The following is a 23,099-nucleotide window of genomic DNA, read 5'->3' on the forward strand; positions in this document are numbered from 1 at the left end:
TCAGCAGGCGGCATCGAGCAGTTGTGTTTTCGGTATGCGTGCTGGGAGATTATTCCCGCGCGTGCTGCCCTTCAAGGTACGCAGCGGACAAAGTTCATACAAGTGTTTAATACCCTGTTACACGGCCATTGGTCGTGCCAATGGCGCAACCTTGCGCCAGGTCATGTTCTCGCTAGGGTGCGGAAACGATACGCCAGCAGGCAACTCAAGGGCAGCACCGCCAGCAGCAGGAAGGCCAGCAGGCTCCACTCGGGCAGGGTCAGGTCGAGAAAGCTCCAGGTCAGCGAGTTGCAATCCGGTCCGCCGAACAACAATTGCCGTGCCGCCTCGCCCCAGGATTGCTCGAACAGCCGCCCGAGCGGCACCGGGCAGACCGGGATGGCCCCGTCATCCCCTTGCAACCAGACATGTCGCGCTGCCAGCAACGCCCCGGCCAGCGAACAGCCCAGCGTCGCCCGCGCGTAACAGCGAATGCCCGCCGTACCCGGTGCCTGCAGCACTGCCGCCAGGCACAGCAGCGCGTACACGCCAAGCAGCAGCCGCTGGCTGAAACACAATGGGCAGGGCACCAGCCCGAGGACGCTTTCCAGGTGGAAGGACGCGGCCAGTACCGCCAATGCAGCAAGACAGGCAGGTAGGAAAAAGGTGCGCAAACGGGCCGGCAACATGGGCGGTGAAGGTCCCGGGATAATGAAGTGGCCTGAAACGGTAGAGGAAAGACGCGCTTTGTTTCAAGGCGCGACAGCAACGACAAGTCGCTGAATCGCGAAGGAAATTTCCAACTATGCAGTAGGAAACGTCTGAAGAAATGGATTGCAGATCTAACTTACATCGAGAGAAAGGTTACCCGCCCCCAAGGCCCGCGCCTTTGCGCGGGCCCTGGGGTAGGTCAGGCGCGTACGCCTTCGGGCAAAGGCAGGGCTAGCAGGCGCTCGTCCAGCAGGCCGAGGCCCTCCTGGAACAGCTGGTTGCTGCGCTCGGTCTCGCCAAGGCCAGCGAGCAGGCGCGCCAGCTCGGCACAGGCTTCGGGGTTGCGCTCCATGCGCAGGCTGCTTTCCAGGTAGTCGCGCGCCTTGCCCCACAGGCGGTTCTGTAAGCTCAGACGGCCCAGGGTAAGCAGCAGGCTGGCATCTTGCGGGTGGGCCTTGAGCCAACCTTCGGCTGTTTGCAGCTGGCGCGCCGGGTCATCGCCGCGCACCAGGCCGTACAGGCGGGCCAGGTGGCTTTCGTATTCACGCTTGAGGGCGGTACGCAGCACTTGTTCGGCTTCGCTCTGGGCACCCACCTGGCGCAATTGCTCGGCATAGGCCAGCACCAGCTGTGGCTCCTGGCGCTGGGCTGCGGTCAGTTGCTGCCAGGCGCGCTCCAGGGCCTGACGGGCACTTTGCGCATCCTCGCCACGGGTGGTGGCCAGGCTCAGGTTCTGGCCCCAGGCACGTTGCTCCAGGGCAGCCAGCTCGGCGGCTGGCAGCACCTTGCCCTTGCGCAGGTCGGGCAGCAGGCGGATCAATGCCGACCAGTCGCCGCGCTCCAGGTGCAGGCGCTGCAGCAGGCGCAGCACCTGGCCGTTGTGCGGGTGGCGCTCCTGCATGGCCAACAGGGTTTCGAGGGCGCCGTCGCTTTCGCCACGGTCCATCTGCAACTGTGCATGGGTCAGGGCGATAGCCAGTTCCGCTTGCGGCTGGCGCTCCAGGGCACGTTCCAGCAGGTTGTCGCTGTCTTCGGTTCGGCCTTGCTCGTTGGCGGCACGCGCGGCACCGAGGTAGTACAGCAACGGCTGGCGCTCGGCCTCGGCGGCACGGTGCAGATGGCGCTGGGCACTGGCCCAACGGCCCTCGGCGAGGTCCAGCTGGCCCTGCTCGATGGCCAGACGAACGCGCCGGCTGCGATTACGCCGCGACCACGGGTTGACCACGCCGCTGGAAGTCAGCACCAGGCCGACCAGGTAGCGCACCAGCCACAGCAGCAGCACCACAACCAGCAAGCCGGCGAGGGCCGCCCACAGCCCCGACTGGTAGCGGAAGCTGCCATAGGAAATCAGCACGTAGCCGCTGTGCTTGGCGACCGCAATACCCAGCGCCGCGGCGACCACGATCGCCAGCACGGCCAGCAGGTAGACACGCTTCATGGCTTGCCCCCTTCAGCCTCGGCCGGCAGGTGGCGGCGCTGTATATAGGCCTGCACTGCGGCCAGGCTTTCGCTGAGGTCGGGGGTAACCACCGACACCGGCTGTTCGGCCAGGGCGTTGAGGCTGTCAAGCATGGCCTTGCTTTGCGGGTTGTCGGCGTTGAAGTTGGCCAGCAGCACGCTGCGGGCGTCGTCCAGCGCCTGGGTGTACACCTTGCTATCGCCATTGAGCGCTGCCCACTGGGCCTGCTCGATGGTCAGGCTCAGGGCCAGGCGCAGCTGGTTCAGTTGCTGCCCGGCCAGCAGCGGACGCACGTTGTCATCGGCGTTGAAGTCGATCTGGAAGTACTTGGAGATCTCGGCCCACCACTGGGACAGGCGACTGGCGCCGTCACCATCGGCGGTGAGCGCGCCCAAGGCATCGGCATTGGTGTCGAACTCCGGCGACTGGGCGCTGAGTTGCTGCACCAGCTCGCGCTGAGCGGCCAGTTTCAGGAACAGGCCGGTACGGTCCGGTTGCTGGGTGCTGTTGAGCGTGGCCAGGCTGCGCGCCAGTTGCTCACGGGCGGCGAAGGCACCCGGATCGCTCTGCTCGCGCAGGATCTCGTCCGCCCCCTCGACCAAAGCCTTGGCACTGGTGATGTCCTGCAGCGCCGACAGGCGCAGGGTGGCCAGGCGCAGCAGGTGCTCGGCCTCGGCCAGGCGCCATTCCTTGCGGCTTTCGCCCAGTACGGTTTCCAGGCGCTGGCTGAGGCGTTGCTGGTCGCCTTGCAACTGCGCCACCAGGCGGCGGCGGTCTTCCAGCTCGCTGGCCGCCGGCAGGCTGGCCAGCTGCGCGCTGATCTGCTGTTCACGCTGCTGCAGGGCTTCGGCGCGCTGGTTCAGCGCCTCGATGTGCTGGCCCTGGTTGAATTCGCTGCCTTGCAGTTGACGCACCTGCCAGACACCCCAGCCACCTACCGCCACCCCGGCCGCGCCCAACAGCAGGGCCAACGTTGCCAGGCCACTGCCGGAGCGCTTGGCAGGTGGGGTGGTGACGGGTTCCGCCGGCGCCTGTGCCGACGGCTGATCGTTATTGGACAAGACAGTCTCGCTCACGTATCCATCCTTTGCATGGGGGCGCATCGCGTTCAGCTTAGCGCCTTAAGAGGCAGGTGCAGCGCTGCGCTGCACGGCTGCCAGCAAGGCCGTGGCACTGGCGCCACGGCAATCCACAACCTGTTGGGCCCCGGCGGCCCTGGCCTGCTCGGCAACCCGAGGGCTGGGCACGAACAGCGGCAGACGCGCCAGCTGCGGCCAATCGGCGCCGGCCATCTGCTGCAAGTGTTCAAAACCCTGCCCACTGCTGACCACCAGGCCATTGAGGCGTTCCGCTTCGATGCGGCGCATCAGGGTGCCCGCCGGGTAAGCCGGCAGGCAGCGACGATACAGTTCCAGATAATCGACACTAGCACCTTGCTCTGCAAGACGCTCTGCCAGCAGTTCGCGACCTCCGACGCCACGAACGATCAAGATCCGCGGTGCCGGCACGGCAACTGCCTGGCGCAGGGCTGGCAGCGCCAGCAACGCTTCGCTGTCATCGCCACGTGGGGGGAAGCTCACCGCCAGGCCCGCGCCCTGCAGCACGGCGGCGGTTGCCTCGCCCACAGTGAACCAGCCTTGCACGGGTGGCTGCAGGCCGGCATCGGCCAGTTGCTCAAGCAACAACCGGGCTGCCGGCTTGCTGACCACGATGATCGCCCGGAAGCCCTGCAGGCCTTCCAGCAACAGGCGTTGCTGGTTATCCACAGCGACGGGCTCGATTGCCAGCAGCGGCAGGCAGCTGCTGGCTACCCCCGCCGCTGCCAGGCTTTGCGCCAGTGCCGCACAGTCCTCGGCAGGCCGGGTCAGCAACAGGCGCCACGAACTCACGGGTGGCCGGCCTCGCCGTAGACTTCCTTGAGGATGGCCTCGGCGCCCTGCCCCAGCAGGTCCTCGGCCACCTGCACGCCCAGGGTTTCGGCGGCAGTACGTGGTGCGCGGGCATCGGCCACCAGCAGGGTACCGCCGCTGGGCTGGCCGACCAGGCCACGCAGCCACAGCTGGTCGCCTTCCAGCACCGCATAGCAGGCAATCGGTACCTGGCAGCCGCCATTCAGGCGTTTGTTCAGGGCGCGCTCGGCCACCACCCGGTCGGCGGTATCGGCATGGTGCAGCGGCGCCAGCAGCGCGTGGATTTGCTGGTCGGCGCTGCGGCATTCGATGCCCACCGCGCCCTGGCCGCCAGCCGGCAGGCTGTCATCGACGCTGATGGTGGAGGTGATGCGGTCTTCGAAGCCCAGGCGGATCAAGCCGGCGGCGGCGAGGATGATGGCGTCGTACTCACCGGCATCCAGCTTGGCCAGGCGGGTGTTGACGTTGCCGCGCAGGAAGCGGATTTGCAGGTCCGGGCGACGCGCCAGCAACTGGGCCTGGCGACGCAGGCTGGAGGTACCGACGATGCTGCCGGCAGGCAGCTCATCGAGGCTGTCAAAGGTATTGGAAACGAAGGCATCGCGCGGGTCTTCGCGCTCGCAGATGCAATACAGGCCCAGGCCATCGGGGAAGTCCATAGGCACGTCCTTCATCGAATGCACGGCGATGTCGGCTTCGTTGTCCAGCAGGGCGGTTTCCAGTTCCTTGACGAACAAGCCCTTGCCACCGATCTTTGCCAGCGGCGCGTCGAGCAGCTTGTCGCCACGGCTGACCATGGGCACCAGGGTCACCAGCAGACCGGGGTGGGCCTGCTCGAGGCGGGCTTTGACGTATTCGGCCTGCCACAGGGCCAAGGCACTTTTACGGGTGGCAATGCGGATTTCGCGAGTGGACATGGAACGCCCCGATCCAGAGAAATGCTGTCGATGATAACAGCATCGCCGGTATCGCTAGCAGATACGGATCAACAGGCCATGCGTGGTTTGCTGTGGGAGCGGCCTTGTGTCGCGAAAGGGCCGCACAGCGGCCCCAGGATTTCGGCAGTGATGCATAATTTGCTGGGGCCGCTTTGCGGCCCTTTCGCGACACAAGGCCGCTCCCACAAGGCCCGAGCAAATCCACAGACTTGCGCAAAGGGCTCAGAGGGTTTGCATCATCTTGCGCACACCGGCCACATGGCGCCGGCTGACGGTCAGGGCGTCACCGTCAAGGCCTTTCAGGTATAGCTGGAAATGCCCCAGCGGCGTGCGCTGCAGGCGTTCGATACGCTCGCGGGCGACCAGCGCATTGCGGTGGATACGCACGAAGCGTTCGCCAAACTCGTCTTCCAGGGCCTTGAGCGGCTCGTCCAGCAGTACTTCCCCGGCCTCGTGGCGCAAGGTCACGTACTTGTGATCGGCAATGAAATAGATCACCTGGGGCAAAGGGATCAGTTCGATGCCTTTGCGCGTGCGGGCACTGATGTGGCTACGCGGGCCACCGCCTTCATTGGCGGGCCTGGTGAGCGCCGCCAATTGGGCGCGGTTGGGCTTTTCAGCCTTGCGCAAGGCATCGCGCAAGGCCTGGGCCTGGAAAGGTTTGGTCACATGGCTGAGGGTACTGTCCTTGAAAGCCTCGGCACCGTATTCATCGTCCCCGGTGCAAAACACCACCGCCGGCGGCGCCTCGCGCTCGCACAGGCGAGCAGCAACCTGCAGGCCGTCCAGGCCCGGCATGCCGATGTCCAGCAGGACCACATCGGGCTTGAGGCTTTCGATCAGCGCCAAGGCCTCCTCGCCGTTGGTGGCGCTAGGCTCCAGCACGGTGTAACCCTCCAGTTCGCCGAGCAGCCGGCTAAGCCGCTCACGGCCTTGGGGTTCGTCATCAACGATCAGGACATTCATAATTGCGCTGGATTCCTGAATGAGTCTCGCACAGGTATAGCGTAGACAGGTATGGTTCGAGCGACACTAAGGTCACGCTCTAGACCGGTGCGATGGCCAAAGATTCACTCGGCCGGCAGATTCACTGCCAGTCCTCTGTCCAACTGTAGACGGTCCGTGGAACACTGCCGTTCATTCCTGCAAATCCTTCTCTATCGTTTTCCGCGCATTTCTCTCGACCAGCGCCCTGCGGCGGCCAGCCCAAACCCTGCTATCATCGGCGCCACTTTTTCGTTCACGCCTGCAATGAGTGAATCCATGAGCACCGACAAGACCAATCAGTCCTGGGGCGGCCGCTTCAGTGAGCCCGTCGACGCCTTCGTCGCCCGTTTCACCGCCTCGGTCGATTTCGACAAGCGCCTGTACCGCCACGACATCATGGGTTCGATCGCCCATGCCACCATGCTGGCGCAAGTCGGCGTGCTCAGCGATGCCGAGCGCGACACCATCATCGATGGCCTGAAGACCATCCAGGGCGAGATCGAGGCTGGCACCTTCGACTGGCGTGTCGACCTCGAAGACGTGCACATGAACATCGAGGCACGCCTGACCGACCGTATCGGCATCACTGGCAAGAAGCTGCACACCGGCCGTAGCCGCAACGACCAGGTGGCCACCGACATTCGCCTTTGGCTGCGCGACGAAATCGACCTGATTCTGGCCGAAATCACCCGCCTGCAGCAGGGCCTGCTGGAGCAGGCCGAACGTGAAGCCGAAACCATCATGCCCGGCTTCACCCACCTGCAAACTGCCCAGCCGGTCACCTTCGGCCACCACCTGCTGGCCTGGTTCGAAATGCTCAGCCGCGACTACGAGCGCCTGGTCGACTGCCGCAAGCGTGCCAACCGCATGCCCCTGGGCAGCGCCGCGCTGGCAGGCACCACCTACCCGATCGACCGTGAACTCACCTGCAAGCTGCTGGGCTTCGAAGCCGTGGCCGGCAACTCGCTGGACGGCGTGTCGGACCGCGACTTCGCCATCGAATTCTGCGCCGCCGCCAGCGTGGCGATGATGCACCTGTCGCGCTTCTCCGAAGAGCTGGTGCTGTGGACCAGCGCACAGTTCCAGTTCATCGACCTGCCAGACCGCTTCTGCACCGGCAGCTCCATCATGCCGCAGAAAAAGAACCCGGACGTGCCGGAACTGGTACGTGGCAAGAGCGGCCGTGTGTTCGGCGCCCTGACTGGCCTGCTGACCCTGATGAAAGGCCAGCCGCTGGCCTACAACAAGGACAACCAGGAAGACAAGGAACCGCTGTTCGACGCCGCCGACACCCTGCGCGACTCGCTGCGTGCCTTTGCCGACATGATCCCGGCAATCAAGCCCAAGCACGCCATCATGCGTGAAGCGGCCCTGCGCGGTTTCTCCACCGCCACCGACCTGGCCGACTACCTGGTACGCCGTGGCCTGCCGTTCCGTGACTGCCACGAGATCGTGGGTCACGCGGTGAAGTATGGCGTGGACACCGGCAAGGACCTGGCCGAAATGAGCCTGGACGAACTGCGCCAGTTCAGCGACCAGATCGAGCAGGACGTGTTTGCCGTGCTGACCCTGGAAGGCTCGGTGAATGCCCGTAACCACATTGGTGGTACCGCACCGGCGCAGGTGCGTGCGGCCGTCGCCCGCGGCAAGGCGCTGCTGGCTTCGCGTTAAGGCCCATTGCGAGGGCTTCGCCCTCGTTCGCGGGCACGCCCGCTCCCACAGGTACATCGTTTCCCTGTGGGAGCGGGCGTGCCCGCGAAGGGTCCAACACCAGACTCAGCGCTTGCCGCTGCGAATCATCTCCATGAAGGCCGGCATCGCCGCCTCCTTGTCCGCCACGATCCGCGCCATGTGCGGATTGTCGCCCATCAGCTGCAGCAACGCCTTGGCCTCTGGGAAGTCCGCCAGGAAGTCGATGTTCAGCACCTTCTTGCCCACCGCACAGGCCAGGTCTACCGAGAAGCAGAACATCAGGTCTGCCAGGGTCAGTTGCTCACCCGCCACATAGGGTGCGAAGCGGCCGTTGCGCTTGAGCGTGGCAAAACCGGCCAGCAGGTCGGCGCGGGCTTTTTCCTTTATCAGCGGCTCGACCTGCATACCAAAGAAAGACTCGGCATAGCAGGTACGCGCCGGCAGTTCGATGTACAGCTCGATTTCCTTGAGCAGCTCACGCACCTTGGCCTGCCCGAACGGGTCGGCCGGCAGCAGCGCCTTGCCGCCCTGGGTCTGCTCGATATAGTCGAGGATCACACTGGTTTCGCTGAGGAAGCCGTGTTCGGTCTGCAGCACCGGCACCTTGCCTCGCGGGCTCACTTCCAGCGCCTGTGGCGCCTGGCCGCCATAGAAGGTGACTTCCTCGAAGGGCAGGCCTTTTTCCAGCAGGGCCAGCTTGACCATGTTGTAGTAGTTGCTGACCGAGAATCCATGAAGCTTGAGCATGAGGTAACAGCCTCCAGGCCGTAAGGGGTTGGCCCGGCTTTTATAGACCGTACGCCCGCTCCTGACCAGCGTCATGCGCCCCGTCAATGCCCGGGCATTGCCGACACAGGCGTGGCACACTGTGCATCCCATCACAGGAGTACCGCCATGAGCGAGCCCACCGACATCGACAATGACGACGACGAAGCCTTCGCCGAGGCAACGCTGACCCAGGCCATCGAGAACCAGATCGAAAGCGGCGACCCGGCGGCGGCGAAAGCCACATTCAACAAACTGACCCTGGTCGGTTACGAGCGCGAAGACATTCTCAACCTGATGGCCCATGTACTGGCCTTCGAAATTGACAACATGCTGGTGGAAGACCGCGAGTTCGACCGCGAGTGGTACGAGAATGCCCTGCGCGCGCTGCCGGAACTGCCGCCTGAGATGGATCAAGGCGAGGACGAATAACCCGGCTACACTCGAAGGTCAGGCACCGTAGAACGGTGCCGTCATCCTTGTCTGGAAGTCAGGAGTCGCCATGCCTTTTACCCCCGATCTGATCGACGAACTGGAAGTACTCGCGCTGTTCAAACACGATAGCAGCCAGGAAGGCATCAAGATAACCAGCACCGCCGCCCCCGCCCTGATCGCGGCTGCAAAACGCCTGCATGAAAAGGGGCTGACCGATCAACCTGATGGCGGCTACCTGACCAGCCTGGGTCATGACGCTGTCGAAAGCGTCCAGTTGCTGCAGAACATTCTCAAGGCGCCACAGCCGGCCTGAACTGATAATGCCAGGGGCTGCCTTGCAGCCCATCGCCGGCAAGCCGGCTCCCACAGGTACTGCAAATGGCTTGAGGCCGATGCGGTCGGGGTGGGAGCTGGCTTGCCGGCGATGGGCCGCAGCGCGGCCCCAATCAGTTGGCCGCTGCCCTGCGCTTCTCCGCCAGGCGCGAGCGCCCGTACAGGAACACGATGGCCAGCAAGGCCAGCGCCTGCGCCGAAAGCGAGTAGGCGTCAGCGTGAATCCCCAGCCAGTCGAACTCGAAGAACGCCACCGGCCGCGTTCCAAGTACCCCGGCCTCTTGCAGCGCCTTCACGCCATGCCCGGCGAACACCACCGACAAGGCACATAGCAGCGCGGCGTTGATGCTGAAGAACAGCGACAGCGGCAGCTTGGCCGAGCCACGCAGGATCACCCAGGCCAACCCCACCAGCAGCACCAGCGCCGTGGCACCACCCGCCAGCACCGCCTGGTGCCCGGCTGGGCCGGCCTGCAGCCACAGGGTTTCGTAGAACAGGATCACTTCGAACAGTTCGCGGTAAACCGAGAAGAACGCCAGCACGGCAAAACCGAAACGTCCGCCACCACTGACCAGGCTGCTCTTGATGTAGTCCTGCCAGGCGGCGGCATGGCGGCGGTCGTGCATCCACACGCCAAGCCACAGCACCATCACCGCGGCGAAAAGCGCCGTGCAGCCTTCCAGCAGTTCGCGCTGGGCGCCACCGACGTCGATCACGTAGGCTGCCAGCGCCCAGGTTGCGAAACCAGCCACCAACGCCAGGCCCCAGCCGATGTTGACGCTGCGCACCGCCGACTGCTGGCCGGTATTGCGCAGGAAGGCCAGGATCGCCGCCAGCACCAGAATCGCCTCCAGGCCTTCGCGCAGCAGGATCAGCAAGCCGGATACAAAGCTCAGCGACCAGCTCAGGCCATCGCTGCCCAGCAGCTTGGAAGCCTGCTCGAGCTTGGCCTTGGCTTCGCTCAGGCGTTGCTCGGCCTGGGCCACGGGCAAGCCGTCCTGCAGCGACTGACGGTACGCCATCAGCGATTTTTCGGTGTCCTTGCGCGCCTGGGTGTCGATGTTGTCCAGCGAGCTTTCCACCAGCTCGAAGCCTTCCAGGTAGGCCGCCACTGACAGGTCATAGGCCTGGTCGTGATCACCTGCGCGGTAGGTCGCCAGGCTCTTGTCCAAGGTGCTCGCGGTGTATTCGAGCAATTGCGCCGGGCCACGCTTGACCTGTGGCGGCTGGGCGCGCTGGGCGCGGAACGCCTCCACGACCGTGGCACCTTCGCTGGCGGAGACTTCGGCCGGGGTCTGGCGGGCCAGGTCGGCGATGTTCCAGGTCTTGTCGCCTTTGCCGGCTTCTGGCTTGGCGGTGAAGCTGGCGATGTAGGCAGCCACATCCCAACGCTGGCGGTCGTCCAGCTGGTCGGCAAACGAAGGCATCTCGGTGCCATCGATGCCCAGGGCCAGGGTGTTGTAGAGGTCGAACAGGCTCAACTGGTCGAGGCGCGAAACATCGCGCAGGTTGGCAGGTGCAGGCTCCAGGCCCACGCCGGCCGGGCCGTCGCCGGCGCCAGTGTCGCCGTGGCAGATCGAGCAGTTTTGCGCATACAGCGAAGCGCCGCGGGCCGGGTCCGGGGTAATCACTGGAGCCTGGCTGACCTCGTAGGCCACCGCCAGGCGTGCGCCCAGCTGGCGGGCCTGCCTGGCAACAGCCGGGCCGTCCTGGCGCTGGTCAATGGCCTGGCGCAGCGCCTGGACGCCCTGCTCCAGGGCTGCTTGTTCAGCATGCGCAGGCAGGCCTTTGACCAAGTCGGCCAATACCGCGCTGAACTCCTGCTGCTCGCGGTATTCACCATCGTCGATCACCTTGCCGTCTTGCACGGTGGGCGGGTAGTCGGCGCCAATGTAGTCCAGCAGGTGCAGGGCCTTGGTGGCCTCGGCGGGGGCTTCGGCCAACGCCAGGGTGCTGCACAGCGCCAGCACCGGGCCGAGCAATATAACCGGCAGCCAGGCAAGCAGACGGGAACGGGTTTTCATGGCCAGTCTCGAAGGGAATGCGAAAGAGAACATTGTTCACTTCCACTTTGCTTCGCTCAAGGGTGCCGGGCGGATTTCATGAAAAATCTTGCTACAAATCAGATGAAGAGGGGGGATGCGCTGAACCTGTGGGAGATTCTGTCTTGTGTTGCCTGCCCACAGGTATTGCACATGGCTTGAGGGAGATGCGGTCGAGGTGGGAGCTGGCTTGCCGGCGATGAAGGCTGCGCCGATGTCACTGGAAACACCGGGTACCAATTGATTGGTTATTCGCAGATCCATAGCCACTAGCCTGAGGAGCAAACCATCAGGAGACAGGGAACATGGATCGTCCCCACTCAGACCAGTTACGGCTTGGCCGTTTTTCGGAAACCAGTCGATTGTATCTGCTTACCAGCACAACCCTTGACCGGGCCCCAATATTCAATGACTTTCACTCGGCCCGCTTGCTGGTTGCCGAGTTGCGCCAGGCTGAAGAGGAAGGTGCCGTCAGATCGCTGGCCTGGGTGGTGATGCCAGATCATTTTCATTGGCTGGTCGAGCTTGGACCTGGCAGCCTGAAGCGCTTGATGCGCAGGGTGAAATCTCGCAGCACCATGATGATCAACAGGTATCAAGGGCGAAGCGGCCAGCTCTGGCAGAAGGGATTTCATGACCGGGCATTGCGCCGGGAGGAGGATGTGCAGGCGATGGCGCGGTACATCGTCATGAATCCGAAGCGGGCAGGATTGGTCGCGAGGGTTGGGGATTATCCGCATTGGGATGCAATTTGGCTTTGATGGGGCTTTGCCTGTCAGGGCCCTATCGCCGGCAAGCCAGCTCCCACCGAGTACTCATCAGGCCTCTGGCAGGCGCTGACCTGCCTGGGCCTCATCGCCGGCAAGCCACACAGGTAAGTCACAGGACTCGATAGCAGTGGCGTACAGGTGTGGGAGCTGGCTTGCCGGCGATGGGCCGCACAGCGGCCCCGGGGTCTTTAGGGTTATTGAAGAACCTTGTTCATCCCCCGCTCCATATCATCGATCAAAGCCTTGGCCATCTCGCTTAGTATCCGCGCAGCACTACCAGCAATACGGTCATTTTCCATTTCCGCTTCGGTGGTCAGGTGGCGAATACAGCCCAGCAGCACAGATAGCTGCGAGAAAGCATGGCTGAACGGCACATTTGGCTGCAGGCGGAACAAGTCGAAGGTTTCCACACCTGCGGTTGCAGAGTCTCTTGGATCATCGCTCATCGGGTCGCTCCTTGATCGTGGCGGGTTGCATGGGTGCGGTCGCACATGGCATTGATCAGGCGGCAGAGCAATCGAATATTCATGCCCATGGCATTGCGCATGTCGCCGGGAGGGTTGTCGAGCAGGACTGTGGTGGTGTGGTCGATGGTCAGGGTGATGGCGCTGATCAGCTCTTCGCAGGCTTTGCGGCTGAGTGGATCGATTAGTGAGAGCGCGGGAGGGTCGAGCAGAAGCAGATCGGTAACTGGTGGATCGGGGACGAGCTTGTTCATAATTGCATTCCTTGTGAATAACTATGAACTGCAATCCTCTTCGTCTCACGGAATTGGGTGGCAGTCGTGCGAGGGGTGAGACCCGGGCTCACAGGAAAACCCGACCAGGCGAAAGCCTGCCCGCGCACGACCACCATTAAGCGGTGCGTTCTGTGAGTCCGGGGGTCTCAATCCCGATCGCCTTGCGAGGCGACCCCGCGACAGTATTCCGGGAACACTTTCCAGCCAAGACAGCACCTTCCGACAGGTGCTGTAGGATAATTCGACAGGGCGTTCGAACTGAAGCATTTGGTTTCTGGTTCGGAAATGTCTTACAGCTCTAGAACCTAGGCGAGGGCTTTGCCCTCGATCGCCGGCAAGCCAGCTCCCACATGGTCCGCATCAACTTCAAGGCATGCACAAGCCAGCTCCCACTTGGTTTGGACCAACTTCAAGGCATGCACAAGCCAGCTTCCACATGGTCCGTACCAATTTCAAGGCATGCACAAGCCAGCTTCCACATGGTCCGGACCTACTTCAAGGCATGCACAAGCCAGCTCTCACATGGTCCGGACCAACTTCAAGGCATGCACAAGCCAGCTCTCACATGGTCCGGACCAACTTCAAGGCATACACAAGCCGGCTATCACAGGTGAACCACAGGCCTCAAAAGCGGTGGAGTACCTGTGGGAGCTGGCTTGCCGGCGATTGGGTCCTCAAGGCTTGGCGGTATCCTTCCACCCCCCACCCAACGCCAGGAACACGCCAATCTGCCCCTGAGCCACCTGGCTATTGGCCGCCGCCAGTTGCGCGCGCATGTCGGTATAGGTCCGCGTCGCCTGCAAGTCGGCCAGGAACGACTCACGCCCGGCCTGGTAACGGCGATGAGTCTGGTCCGCCGCTTCCTTGGCCGACTTCTCCGCCTCGGCCAGCGCGTCACGCCGGTCCAGCAGGGCGCTGTACTGCGCCAGGCGGGTCTGGGTCTCGCGAATGGCGTTCAACACTACCCCGTCAAAATTCGCCAGGGCTGCCTGGGTCGAGGCTTCGGCCATGCGAATGCGGGCGCGGGTGCCGTTGGTGGGGATGGTCCAGCTGATCTGCGGGCCGAAGCCCCAGCGGTTGGTCGCCGGCTCGCCAAGGTTCTCGAGGATACCGATGGTGCCAATCTGGGCGCCAATGCTGATGTCGGGGTACAGGGCGCCGGTGGCCACGCCGATGTAGGCAGTGGCAGCGGCCAGCTGCCGTTCGGCCTGACGCACGTCGGGACGGCGCTTGAGCAACGCCGCGCCATCGCCCACCGGGACCAGCTGGTTCAGGTGCGGCAGCTCGGCACAATCGGCAGTGCCGGCAGGCAACTGATCAACCGGTTTTGCCAACAAAGCGGCCAGTGTGTACATGCCAGTCTCGCGCTCCGCCTTGAAGCGTGGCAGTTCGGCGCGCAAGGATTTGAACTGGGTCTGCGAGCGGGTGACCTGGGTTTCGTCGCCACGCCCGGCATCACGCAGGCGCTGGTTAAGCTTCACGCTCTGCTCCTGCAGGTCGAGCGACTCGCGGGCAATGTGGTATTCCTCGTTGGCCGAGCACACCTGGGTGTAGGCCTTGACCACATCCGCCACCAGGGTGATGCGGGCGGTATCGGCGGCGGCCTGCACTGCGTCGGCATTGGCCTTGGCCGCCTCGGTGCCACGCTTGAAAGTACCCCACAGGTCGAACTGGTACGAAGCACTGATGATGGCTTCGCCGATGTTGGCCACCGGCACTTTCTCTGGCAGCAGGAAGGCCTCGCCCGATTCCTGCAGGCGCTGGGCGCCAAGTTTGACGCCGCCGTTGAAGCCACCTTGCGACTCAGCCACTTCGACCTGGGCGCGCGCCTTGGCAATGTTGGCGGCAGCCACGCGCAGGTCGGTGTTGGCACTCAGGGCCTGGCGCACCAGCTCGTTCAGCCGTTGATCCTGGTACAGCTGCCACCAGTCCTCAGGCACCGGTGCCGATACCACGCTGTCGGCATCCTGGCGCAGCGGGCCGTTGAGGTCGCTGCGTTGCACCGCCGCGTCCTTCGGCACCTCATAGTCGGGGCCGACCATCATGCAGGCCCCCAACGACAGGCACAGCCCCGCCAGGATCAGCTGTTTCATGGGCGCTGGCCCTCGATGATCGACACCGTGGCGGTTCGCCCGGCAATCATGCGGAAGTCTTGCGGCACTTCATCAAAGGCGATGCGCACCGGAATACGCTGGGCCAGGCGCACCCAGCTGAATGCGGGGTTGACGTTGGGCAACAGGTTGGCACCACTGCTGCGGTCGCGGTCTTCGATGCCGGCGGCAAAGCTTTGCACATGGCCACGCAGGCGGGTGTTGTCGCCCATGACGCGAATGTCCACGGCATCGCCGATGTGGATACCGCCAAGCTTGGTTTCCTCGAAGTAGCCATCGACGTGGTACGAGGCGCTGTCGACCACCGACAGCACCGGGCGGCCGGCGGTGACGAATTCGTGATTACGCGGTGCTCGGTCGTTCAGGTAACCGTCCACCGGGCTGCGCACCACCGAGCGGTCGAGGTTGAGCTGGGCGGTATCGACGGCCACCTGCGCTTCGCTGACGGCGGAACGGGCACGGGCCTCGCGGGACTGGCTTTCTTCCAGCTGCTCGGCGGCCACCAGGTTGCCCAGCTTGCGGTTGCGCTGCGCTTCGCGGGAGGCCTGGGCCAGGGTTTCCTGGCGCTCACCCAGGGTCGCCTTGGCCTGGCGCAGGGCCAGGGTGAAGCGGTCCTGGTCGATGGTGAACAGCACATCGCCGCGCTTGACGGTCTGGTTGTCACGCACCTCGACCTTCTGGATCAGCCCGGACACGTCCGGGGCAATCTGGATCACGTCGGCGCGGATGTGGCCGTCGCGGGTCCAGGGGGCGAACATGTAGTACACCACCATCTGCCACACGAGCACGGCGGCGAAGGTCACTACCAGCAAGGTCAGGACCACACGGCCCAGGGTCAGCAAAGGTTTTTTCATGGCAGCATCAGGTTTCGGCAAAAGTGGTCCACCGCACCAAGCAGCACGGCATACAGAGCAACGTTGAACAACGCCCGGTGCCAGACCAGGCGGTAGAAATGCAGGCGCACCAGCACCGCGTGCACCCCGAGGAACAGCAGGTAGGTGCCAAACATCATCACCAGCAGCGTGGGCAGGAATACCCCGCTGATATCCAGTTCACCAATCACAGGGGCGCTCCGTCGAGGCCGGGGGGCAGTTGCGGTTGTTCGGCTGGCTCGAGCATCACCTCCACGCCCGGCAGCAGCGCCAGGCGCAGGCCGCTCAGCGCGTGCAGCAGGTGGGTACGGGCATCGCCGCGCTCGTACAGCTCATCCAGGTTCAGCGCCAGGCGCGCGCGCTCCATGTTGCGCAGCAGCGCGGCCGGGGCGTGCAGGCGCTCGCCGGCGCGCAGGCAGGCGGCGTAGTGTGCGCCGACTTCCTCGACTACCGTGTTCAGGCGCTCACGAGCCTGCTGCCCGGCACGCGGCATATAGGCCAGCAGGTCGAGCAGGTTCAACCCCACGCGCAGGTCGCGCAGTGCCACGCCGCTGTCCTGCCCGGTTTGCGACAAGCGCGGCAGGTGCTGCATCAGGCGGTCGAGCATCTGCACACCGACCTGGCGGTGCTCGGCCAGGGTGGCCGGCTCGGTCATTTCGACGATGTCGCGCCAGGCGAAGCGGGTCATGCGCTTGGCTGCCAGCTCCACGCCGAACGGGCGCATCACCAAGGTCCAGATGAAGGCGAACAGCAGCCCCACGGGGCCGGCCAGGTTGGAATTGAGGAAGGTGAAGAAGTCAGCATCGTAGGCACCCTGGATGCTGATGAAGGTCGAGGTGTTGACGATGGTCAGCAAGGTACCCAGGTAGAAGCGCGGCTGCACGGTCAGGGTGCCAACGCAGATGAATGGCACGGCGAAGGCCAGCACCAGCATCGGGAAGTCGTGCAGGTTGGGCAGCACCAGGAATAGGTACAGGCTGGAGAAGATGACCGACATCAGCGTCCAGAAGAAGAACCTGTAGATCTGCGGCGCCGGGTCGTCCATGGCGGCGAAGAAGCTGCACGACACGGCGGCGAGGATCACTGCGCTGGCGCCGTCGTTCCAGCCCAGGCCAATCCACAAGCCGCAGGCGACAACGATCGCCAGCACGGTTGAGGCCACCGAATACAGCATCAGGCCACGGTCGAAGAACGCCGTCAGGCGACCCAGGCGCCAGTGGCGGTACACCGCGCGCCAGGGTTTGGGATCGTCGCTGCGCAGGGCATGTTGCAGGCTGCAGCAGTCCTGCCACAGGTCGGCCCATTCGGTCAGGCGATACAGGGCGTTGGACAGCAGCAGTTCGGCGCGCTGGTCGAGGGCAGCGGCGCCGGGCTGCAGGCGCTCGATCTGTTCGTGCAGGGCGGTCCAGCGGGCGACCGAGGCGCTGTCGACGGTGCCTTTGAGCCATTCGCGGGCGGCATCGAGCAACGGCTGCAACTGGGCGAACTGTGCCGGGGCGCGGCCTTCGAGGGCGACCAGGGCGTCGTCGAGGGCATCGATCACGGGCAGCAGGTGGATCATGCGCCCGCGCAACTCGCGGGCATTCTTCAGGGTGTGCGGACCAGCGCCTTCATGGCCGAGCTGGCCGATCATCAGCTCCAGCGAGTTGAAGGTGGCGACCATCGCCCCGCGCATGCCGCCAACCTGGTCTGCGCTGGCCTGGCGGGCCAGGTAGGTGTCGCTGTAGCGGATCGCTTCGGTGAACCAGCTACCAGTGGCACCGACTACAACTGGCGCCAGCCGGCGTGGCCAGAAGATCGCTCCGACCACCGCCGCGCAGACGATCCCCAGGCAGATTTCCTGGGCGCGGGAAGACGCCACGTCGAACACAGCAAGCGGGTTGTCGACCACCGCCAGGGCAATCATCGGCAAGGTGTAGCCGGCCAGCATCAGCACGTAGTTGTTGGCGGTGCGCAGGTTCAGCGAAAGGAACAGCAAGGTGCCGGTCCACAGGGCGATGGCGATGCTCAGCAGCAACGGCGACTGCACCAGCGGTGGTACCAGGAAAATCGCCCCGCCGGCACCGAGCAGCGTGCCCACGGCACGGTACAGGGCCTTGGAGCTGGTGGGGCCAAGGAACGGGCTGGAGACGATGTACACCGTGGCCATGGCCCAATAGGGGCGCGGCAACTGCATGAGCAGGGCGATGTACAGGGCGATCATGGAGGCGGCAAAGGTACGCACGCCATAGAACCAGTCGCGGGCCGGGGGCACCGAGCTGAAGAAACCGTTCATGCTGCCCCGCCTGTGTTGCCCAGGCCGGCGGCTTCGAAGGCACGCAGCACGCGCAAGGCGGCTTCCAGGTCGGCCTGGTCGATGCCATGCAGCACCTCGCGGCGCAGGCGCACCAGTTCGGCTTCGATGGACTCGGCCAGGGTGCGGCCTTCGGCGGTCAGGCTCAGGGCCTTGGCACGGCGGTCCAGCGGGTCTTCGCTGCGACATACCAGGCCAGCCTTGCACAGCTGGTCGAGAAGGCGCACCAGCGACGGGCTTTCCAGGCCGGCGGCCTGGGCCACGGCCACCTGATGCACGCCGTCACCCAGGCGCACGATCATCAGCAACGGCGCGGCGCAGGCCTCGGAAATGCCGTAACCGGTCAGGGCGGTATGGCAGATGCGCCGCCAATGGCGGGCGGCAACCACCATGCCACTGCTGACTTGCAGGCGCAGGAGATCAAGGGACATGACAGGAACCAAGGATATTCATAGTTTGCTAACTATCAATATACGCCTGTGCCTCCCCCTGTCGTCAACCAGGGGGATGGATGAATTGTTGTTCATGCTGGGCCTTCTGGCCTGCCTGTGCCGGCCTCTTCGCGGGTAAACCCGCTCCCACAGGTGCTGCATAGGATTCAGCCATGCGCGGTACCTGTGGGAGCGGGTTTACCCGCGAAGAGGCCCGGACAGGCAACAGAGCATTCAGGGCTGTATCTGGTCTTCCAGCTTCATGGTCAAGGCCAGTGTGCTGCCCATCTGCACCGCCCGGTCACGCCACTCCTGGTAGCGGCCCTCGTCACGGCTGCTGAAGTGCACCGCCAGCTCTTCGGCCGCCTGTACCACCCCCGCAGCTGCCGCCAGCTCCAGCCAGTACAGCGCGGCCTTTAGATCAGCCTCCACGTACAGCCCATGCATCAGCCGGTAGCCCACCTCGAAACGGCAGCGTGCCTCGCCCTGCTCGGCCCCGCGCAGGAACCACTGGTAGGCCTGCACCAAGTCGACCTGCCACTGCAGGCCGCCATCACACACCTCTTCCTCGTACAGGTCGCCCAGCGCGGCAGCGGCATGCAGCATGCCCCGCTCGAAAGCCTGCCGGTAGCACTCCGCCGCCTGCATGTAAGAGGGCTCGATGCCTTTGCCAAAGTAATGTTGCTGCCCAAGGTTGAACCATGCCGCGGCATTGCCTTGCAGGGCCGCCATGCGCAACAGGTGGCCGGCCAACACGGTGTCAGCACGCCAGTATTTGCCGTTGAGCCAGATCCAGCCAAGGTCGTTGAGCGCCGCCACGCTGCCTTGCAAGGCCTGGCGGCGCAGGTCGACGTACACCGCCTGCAAGTCGCTGGCTTCGTCCAAGCGGCTGACCAGCAGCGAGCGCTGGCTGGGCAACCCTATCCCGGCAAACAGTCGCTGTCGCCTCCCGACAGCGGCCGGTGGGGCAATGACCCGCTCGGGCAAAAGGCGGGCAAGCAGCGAATGGATATTGCTGGCAGCAGACATGTTCATCCTCATTGAACGACACACAACCCCAACCTTCGGCTGTGATGAGGCGTGATTCTGCGTGACGTGACGTCAAAACCTGTCGCGAACGATTCGGCGCCAGGCAACCAAATGCGACTTCCTTGATCTGAGCAGGCTGTGGCCAATTGCCATGACCCACGCCTGCCGCCATCCTATTGCGGCAAGCCTAGACAAGGACGTTATCTTTTGCCGTTCGCCACAACTCGCGCCACCCTCAGCCGACAGTGGGCGCTGCTGCGCCAGTTGCCCAGCCGCTCCCCAGGCATTACCAGCGCCGAATTGGTCTGGCGCCTGCGTGACGTGGGCTTCACTGTCAGCAAACGCACTGTCGAGCGTGATCTCAATGAGCTGTCGCTGATATTTCCGCTGGAGCGCAATGACAAGAGCATCCCGTTTGGCTGGCATTGGTCGGCGAGCGCAGTGGGCGACTTGCGCGGCAATTTCGACTTGTTGACGCACCTGCGCGGTGATGCGCTGCAACCGGCTCGGGGTGAGGGGGTGGAGTTGGTGGCGCGGATCAGCGATACGCTGGCGCGGCAGTTGCGGGTTGCGCCGTTGAGTAGCGACATGCAGCTGACGGCCTTGGAGCACGGGCATCGGTTGCAGGCCACGGTGAGTGACGGCTGGCCGTTGCGCTGGTGGCTGTTGAGCCATGGCGATGGGGTGGTGGTGGAGCAGCCGGGCGGCTTGCGGGAGGAGATTGGCAAGATCCTGAGCAATGCGGCGGCGCAGTACCAGAATTTTTAGCCTGTGCTGGCCTCTTCGCGGGCTTGCCCGCTAAGAGGCCGGCACAGGCATACCAGTTAGCGCTGCATGCCCCAACGCCGTACCGTCAGCCGCTCGAGGGTATTGAACACCAGCCCTTCCACCAGCAAGCCGATCAGGATCACCACCGCCAACCCGGCAAACACCTTGTCGGTGTACAGCTCGTTGCGGTTCTGGAAGATGTACCAACCCAACCCGCCTTTGCCACTGCTGGCCCCGAACACCAGCTCGGCAGCGATCAGTGTGCGCCAGGCGAATGCCCAGCCGATCTTCAGCCCCGAGAGGATCGACGGCAACGCCGCCGGCACCAGGATATGCAGCACCAGCCGCAGCCCTTTCAGGCCGTAATTGCGCCCGGCCATACGCAGGGTTTCCGACACGCCGAGAAAGCCCGCATAGGTGTTCAGCGCCAGCGCCCATAGCACCGAGTGCACCAGCACGAAGATCAGGCTGTTGTCGCCCAGCCCGAACCACAGCAAAGCCAGCGGCAACAGGGCAATCGCCGGCAACGGGTTGAACATCGAGGTAAGGGTGCCCAGCAGATCGCGCCCAAGCTGGGTCGACACCGCCAGGCTGGTGAGGCCGAAGGCCAGGATGATCCCCAGCAGGTAACCCTTGAGCAGAATCACCAGCGACACGCCAACCTTGGCCGGCAACTCACCGCTGACCATGCCGTCCCACAGCGCCGTGGCCGTCTGCAGGAAGGTCGGTAGCAGCAGGTCGTTGCCCTGGTAGCGGGCAATGGCCTCCCACAGCGCGGCGATCACCAGCAGGATGACCGCCTTGCGCAACCAGCCGTGCTGCCACAGGCGCTGAGCCAACGGCAGGTTGCGCTCCACAGGCACACTGAGCAAAGGCTCCAGCTGCACCTCGTATTCCTGGCGTACAGGTGTAGTGGTCATGGCTGAAGCTCCTGTCAGTAGGCGATACGGATATCGTTGAAACCAAGATCGTCGGGCTGTTCGGGGGCATCCACCTCATCGAACAGCAAACGATGGATGCGCCGGGCACTGGCCTGGAAGTCGCTACCACCCAGGCTGCCCAAGTCGTACTGGTGGCTGTGCACTTCGGCGCGCACCCGCCCCGGGTGGGGGGACAACAGCAGGATGCGGTTGCCGACCACCAGAGCCTCTTCGATGGAGTGGGTAACGAACAGCAGGGTAAAACGCACCTCCTCCCACAGCAGCAGCAGTTCTTCCTGCATCTTGCGCCGGGTCAGCGCATCAAGTGCCGCGAACGGTTCGTCCATCAGCAGGATCTTCGGCTGCGTGGCCAAGGCCCGGGCAATTGCCACGCGCGCTTTCATACCGCCCGACAGGGTGTGTGGGTAGGCATCGGCGAAGGCGGCCAGGCCGACTTTGTCCAGGTAGTGCAGCGCCCGCTCCTCGGCCTCGGCGCGTTTCAGCTGGCCCGACACCAGAAGAGGGAACATGACGTTCTGTTTCACCGTCTTCCATGGCGGCAGCTGGTCGAACTCCTGGAACACCACGATGCGGTCGGGGCCTGGGCCGCTGACTGGCTGACCTTGCAGTAGAATCTGCCCCTCCTGGGGCGAGATGAACCCGGCCACGGCCTTGAGCAAGGTGGACTTGCCGCAGCCGGAGGGGCCGAGCAGCACGAAGCGGTCGGCACGGTCGACTTCGAAGCTGACCTGGTGGGTGGCCCGCACCACGCGTTGCGCGGTGCGGTATTCGAGGCTGAGGTTATCCACCTTGAGCAAAGGCGGCGTTGCGACACGGCTCAGGTTGCTGGCCGTGTGGCCTGGCAATGGGGCGGTCATGATCGGTCAGCTCCCCTGCAGCGGGCGTTCATCCTGGAAGAAGTAGTCCTTCCACGATTCCGGCTTGTGCTTGATGGCGCCTACTCGATAGAGGAAGTCGGCCAGCTTGTAGGTGTTCTTTGGCGTGACGGTGAATTCGTACTGCGGGTTGTCGATCAGCTTGATCAACGTGTCGCGGTCGATCTTGGCCTTGGTCACGCGGATGTAGGTGTCGGCGGCGGCCGCCTTGTCCTTCTGGGCAAAGTCCGCGGCTTCGGCCAGCGCATCGACGAAGGCCTTGTAGGTCTTGGGGTTGTCCTTGCGGAATTTTTCGGTGGCGAACAGCAAGGTCGGCGAGTTGGGGCCGAGCAGGTCGTAGCTGTTGAGCACCACGTGCACGTTCTTGTTGGCCAGCACCTGGTCCTGGAACGGCGGGTTGGAGAAGTGCCCGTTGAGTTCGGTGCCGCCGGCCAGCAGCGCGGCAGTGGCATCCGGGTGCGGCACGGCCAGGGTGTACTTGTCGAGGCGGTTGTATTCCTTGTCGCCCCATTGCTGGGCGGCGGCGTATTGCAGGAAGCGCGACTGCACCGAAACGCCTACCGCCGGCACGGCGATGCGGTCCTTGTCGGAGAGGTCGGCAATGGTCTTCACGTTGGGGTTGCTGCTGACCAGGTAGTACGGGAAGTTGCCCAGCGAGGCCACGGCCTTGACGTTCTGTCGGCCCTTGGTACGGTCCCACACGGTCAACAGTGGGCCGACGCCGGCACCGGCGATGTCCACCGAACCGGACAGCAGTGCGTCGTTGATGGCCGACCCACCCGACAGCTGGGCCCAATCGACTTCGATGTCGATGCCCTGCTCCTTGCCATGTTTTTCGATCAGATGCTGGTCACGCACTACGTTCAGCAGCAGGTAGACAATGCCGAACTGTTCGGCGATGCGAATCTTGCCTTCTGCTTGCGCCGCGGCGGGGGCCGCCAGGCTGCCTACGACCAGGCTTGCGCCCAGGCCGATGCTTGCCGCCAGGCGGCTGATGGATTTACGCATGATGGGTTTCC

Annotated in this window: 24 protein-coding genes; 5 read left to right on the top strand and 19 right to left on the bottom strand. The window is 64.2% G+C overall.

Features of this window, described 5'->3' with window-relative positions:
- Positions 1-161: 161 nt before the first annotated feature.
- The 6 genes from CAG00_RS10265 to CAG00_RS10285 all read right to left on the bottom strand — a co-directional run bounded on the left by CAG00_RS10265 (position 162) and on the right by CAG00_RS10285 (position 5,963).
- Entirely contained in the window at positions 162-668 is a 507-nt protein-coding gene (locus CAG00_RS10265) for a disulfide bond formation protein B (protein WP_085664199.1), read from the bottom strand.
- A 221-nt stretch (positions 669-889) separates the two neighbouring features.
- Complete coding sequence (locus tag CAG00_RS10270) at positions 890-2,128, bottom strand: heme biosynthesis protein HemY (RefSeq protein WP_015268543.1); 1,239 nt, start codon at positions 2,126-2,128, stop codon at positions 890-892.
- Positions 2,125-3,225 carry a uroporphyrinogen-III C-methyltransferase gene (locus CAG00_RS29040; protein ID WP_084785108.1) on the bottom strand — a complete coding sequence of 367 codons (1,101 nt, stop codon included), beginning with the start codon at positions 3,223-3,225 and terminating at the stop codon, positions 2,125-2,127. Before CAG00_RS29040 ends, CAG00_RS10270 begins: the two co-directional genes overlap by 4 nt.
- A gap of 45 nt (positions 3,226-3,270) precedes the next feature.
- Positions 3,271-4,038, bottom strand: coding sequence for a uroporphyrinogen-III synthase (locus CAG00_RS29045; RefSeq protein WP_238067130.1), 768 nt, complete (start codon positions 4,036-4,038; stop codon positions 3,271-3,273).
- The gene (hemC, locus tag CAG00_RS10280) at positions 4,035-4,976 is read right to left on the bottom strand and encodes a hydroxymethylbilane synthase (protein ID WP_085664200.1); all 942 of its coding nucleotides are present in this window, start codon (positions 4,974-4,976) and stop codon (positions 4,035-4,037) included. Before hemC ends, CAG00_RS29045 begins: the two co-directional genes overlap by 4 nt.
- Before the next feature lie 243 nt (positions 4,977-5,219).
- Positions 5,220-5,963, bottom strand: coding sequence for a LytTR family DNA-binding domain-containing protein (locus CAG00_RS10285; RefSeq protein WP_015268539.1), 744 nt, complete (start codon positions 5,961-5,963; stop codon positions 5,220-5,222).
- A 297-nt stretch (positions 5,964-6,260) separates the two neighbouring features.
- Here CAG00_RS10285 and argH point away from each other — a divergent pair, with 297 nt between their 5' ends.
- Positions 6,261-7,655, top strand: coding sequence for an argininosuccinate lyase (gene argH, locus CAG00_RS10290; RefSeq protein WP_025337274.1), 1,395 nt, complete (start codon positions 6,261-6,263; stop codon positions 7,653-7,655).
- Positions 7,656-7,760: 105 nt separating this feature from the next.
- Here the strand turns inward: argH and CAG00_RS10295 are convergent, their stop codons facing one another.
- Positions 7,761-8,423: a glutathione S-transferase gene (locus CAG00_RS10295; protein ID WP_085664201.1), complete on the bottom strand. Its 663-nt coding sequence runs from the start codon at positions 8,421-8,423 to the stop codon at positions 7,761-7,763.
- Positions 8,424-8,570: 147 nt separating this feature from the next.
- On the opposite strand from CAG00_RS10295, the gene CAG00_RS10300 reads away from it, so the two are divergent.
- The gene (locus CAG00_RS10300; RefSeq protein WP_085591763.1) at positions 8,571-8,873 is read left to right on the top strand and encodes a hypothetical protein; all 303 of its coding nucleotides are present in this window, start codon (positions 8,571-8,573) and stop codon (positions 8,871-8,873) included.
- Between the two features lie 70 nt (positions 8,874-8,943).
- Positions 8,944-9,189, top strand: a complete 246-nt coding sequence (locus tag CAG00_RS10305) for a TIGR02647 family protein (RefSeq protein WP_085664202.1) — start codon at positions 8,944-8,946, stop codon at positions 9,187-9,189.
- A gap of 133 nt (positions 9,190-9,322) precedes the next feature.
- On the opposite strand, the gene CAG00_RS10310 is transcribed toward CAG00_RS10305, so the two are convergent.
- Entirely contained in the window at positions 9,323-11,266 is a 1,944-nt protein-coding gene (locus CAG00_RS10310; protein ID WP_085664203.1) for an FTR1 family protein, read from the bottom strand.
- A 290-nt stretch (positions 11,267-11,556) separates the two neighbouring features.
- Between CAG00_RS10310 and CAG00_RS10315 the strand changes: the two genes are divergently transcribed.
- Positions 11,557-12,012, top strand: coding sequence for a transposase (locus CAG00_RS10315; protein ID WP_085664204.1), 456 nt, complete (start codon positions 11,557-11,559; stop codon positions 12,010-12,012).
- A gap of 203 nt (positions 12,013-12,215) precedes the next feature.
- Here the strand turns inward: CAG00_RS10315 and CAG00_RS10320 are convergent, their stop codons facing one another.
- From CAG00_RS10320 to CAG00_RS10355, 8 genes are all read right to left on the bottom strand, one after another.
- Positions 12,216-12,467: a DUF3077 domain-containing protein gene (locus tag CAG00_RS10320; protein WP_023662451.1), complete on the bottom strand. Its 252-nt coding sequence runs from the start codon at positions 12,465-12,467 to the stop codon at positions 12,216-12,218.
- Positions 12,464-12,739, bottom strand: coding sequence for a hypothetical protein (locus CAG00_RS10325; RefSeq protein ID WP_085664205.1), 276 nt, complete (start codon positions 12,737-12,739; stop codon positions 12,464-12,466). The genes CAG00_RS10320 and CAG00_RS10325 overlap by 4 nt, the downstream gene beginning before the upstream one ends.
- Before the next feature lie 695 nt (positions 12,740-13,434).
- Positions 13,435-14,853, bottom strand: coding sequence for an efflux transporter outer membrane subunit (locus CAG00_RS10330; RefSeq protein WP_085664206.1), 1,419 nt, complete (start codon positions 14,851-14,853; stop codon positions 13,435-13,437).
- Positions 14,850-15,725: an HlyD family secretion protein gene (locus CAG00_RS10335; RefSeq protein WP_010951565.1), complete on the bottom strand. Its 876-nt coding sequence runs from the start codon at positions 15,723-15,725 to the stop codon at positions 14,850-14,852. Before CAG00_RS10335 ends, CAG00_RS10330 begins: the two co-directional genes overlap by 4 nt.
- Positions 15,722-15,934, bottom strand: coding sequence for a DUF1656 domain-containing protein (locus CAG00_RS10340; protein WP_003255905.1), 213 nt, complete (start codon positions 15,932-15,934; stop codon positions 15,722-15,724). The genes CAG00_RS10335 and CAG00_RS10340 overlap by 4 nt, the downstream gene beginning before the upstream one ends.
- Entirely contained in the window at positions 15,931-18,018 is a 2,088-nt protein-coding gene (locus CAG00_RS10345) for an FUSC family protein (RefSeq protein WP_085664207.1), read from the bottom strand. The genes CAG00_RS10340 and CAG00_RS10345 overlap by 4 nt, the downstream gene beginning before the upstream one ends.
- Positions 18,015-18,467, bottom strand: a complete 453-nt coding sequence (locus CAG00_RS10350) for a MarR family winged helix-turn-helix transcriptional regulator (protein ID WP_025337266.1) — start codon at positions 18,465-18,467, stop codon at positions 18,015-18,017. The genes CAG00_RS10345 and CAG00_RS10350 overlap by 4 nt, the downstream gene beginning before the upstream one ends.
- 234 nt (positions 18,468-18,701) lie before the next feature.
- Entirely contained in the window at positions 18,702-19,496 is a 795-nt protein-coding gene (locus CAG00_RS10355; RefSeq protein WP_025337265.1) for a tetratricopeptide repeat protein, read from the bottom strand.
- Positions 19,497-19,703: 207 nt separating this feature from the next.
- Between CAG00_RS10355 and CAG00_RS10360 the strand changes: the two genes are divergently transcribed.
- On the top strand, positions 19,704-20,264 hold the full coding sequence (locus tag CAG00_RS10360) for a WYL domain-containing protein (protein ID WP_025337264.1): 561 nt from the start codon (positions 19,704-19,706) through the stop codon (positions 20,262-20,264).
- A gap of 56 nt (positions 20,265-20,320) precedes the next feature.
- On the opposite strand, the gene CAG00_RS10365 is transcribed toward CAG00_RS10360, so the two are convergent.
- Genes CAG00_RS10365 through CAG00_RS10375 form a run of 3 tightly spaced genes read right to left on the bottom strand, consistent with a single transcriptional unit; the run spans position 20,321 to position 23,088 of the window.
- Positions 20,321-21,184, bottom strand: coding sequence for an ABC transporter permease (locus tag CAG00_RS10365; protein ID WP_085664208.1), 864 nt, complete (start codon positions 21,182-21,184; stop codon positions 20,321-20,323).
- Between the two features lie 14 nt (positions 21,185-21,198).
- Positions 21,199-22,062: an ABC transporter ATP-binding protein gene (locus CAG00_RS10370; RefSeq protein ID WP_085664209.1), complete on the bottom strand. Its 864-nt coding sequence runs from the start codon at positions 22,060-22,062 to the stop codon at positions 21,199-21,201.
- A gap of 6 nt (positions 22,063-22,068) precedes the next feature.
- On the bottom strand, positions 22,069-23,088 hold the full coding sequence (locus CAG00_RS10375; protein ID WP_025337262.1) for an ABC transporter substrate-binding protein: 1,020 nt from the start codon (positions 23,086-23,088) through the stop codon (positions 22,069-22,071).
- Positions 23,089-23,099: the final 11 nt, after the last annotated feature.

This window comes from Pseudomonas sp. B5(2017) (assembly GCF_002112825.1).
GTDB lineage: Bacteria > Pseudomonadota > Gammaproteobacteria > Pseudomonadales > Pseudomonadaceae > Aquipseudomonas > Aquipseudomonas putida_Z.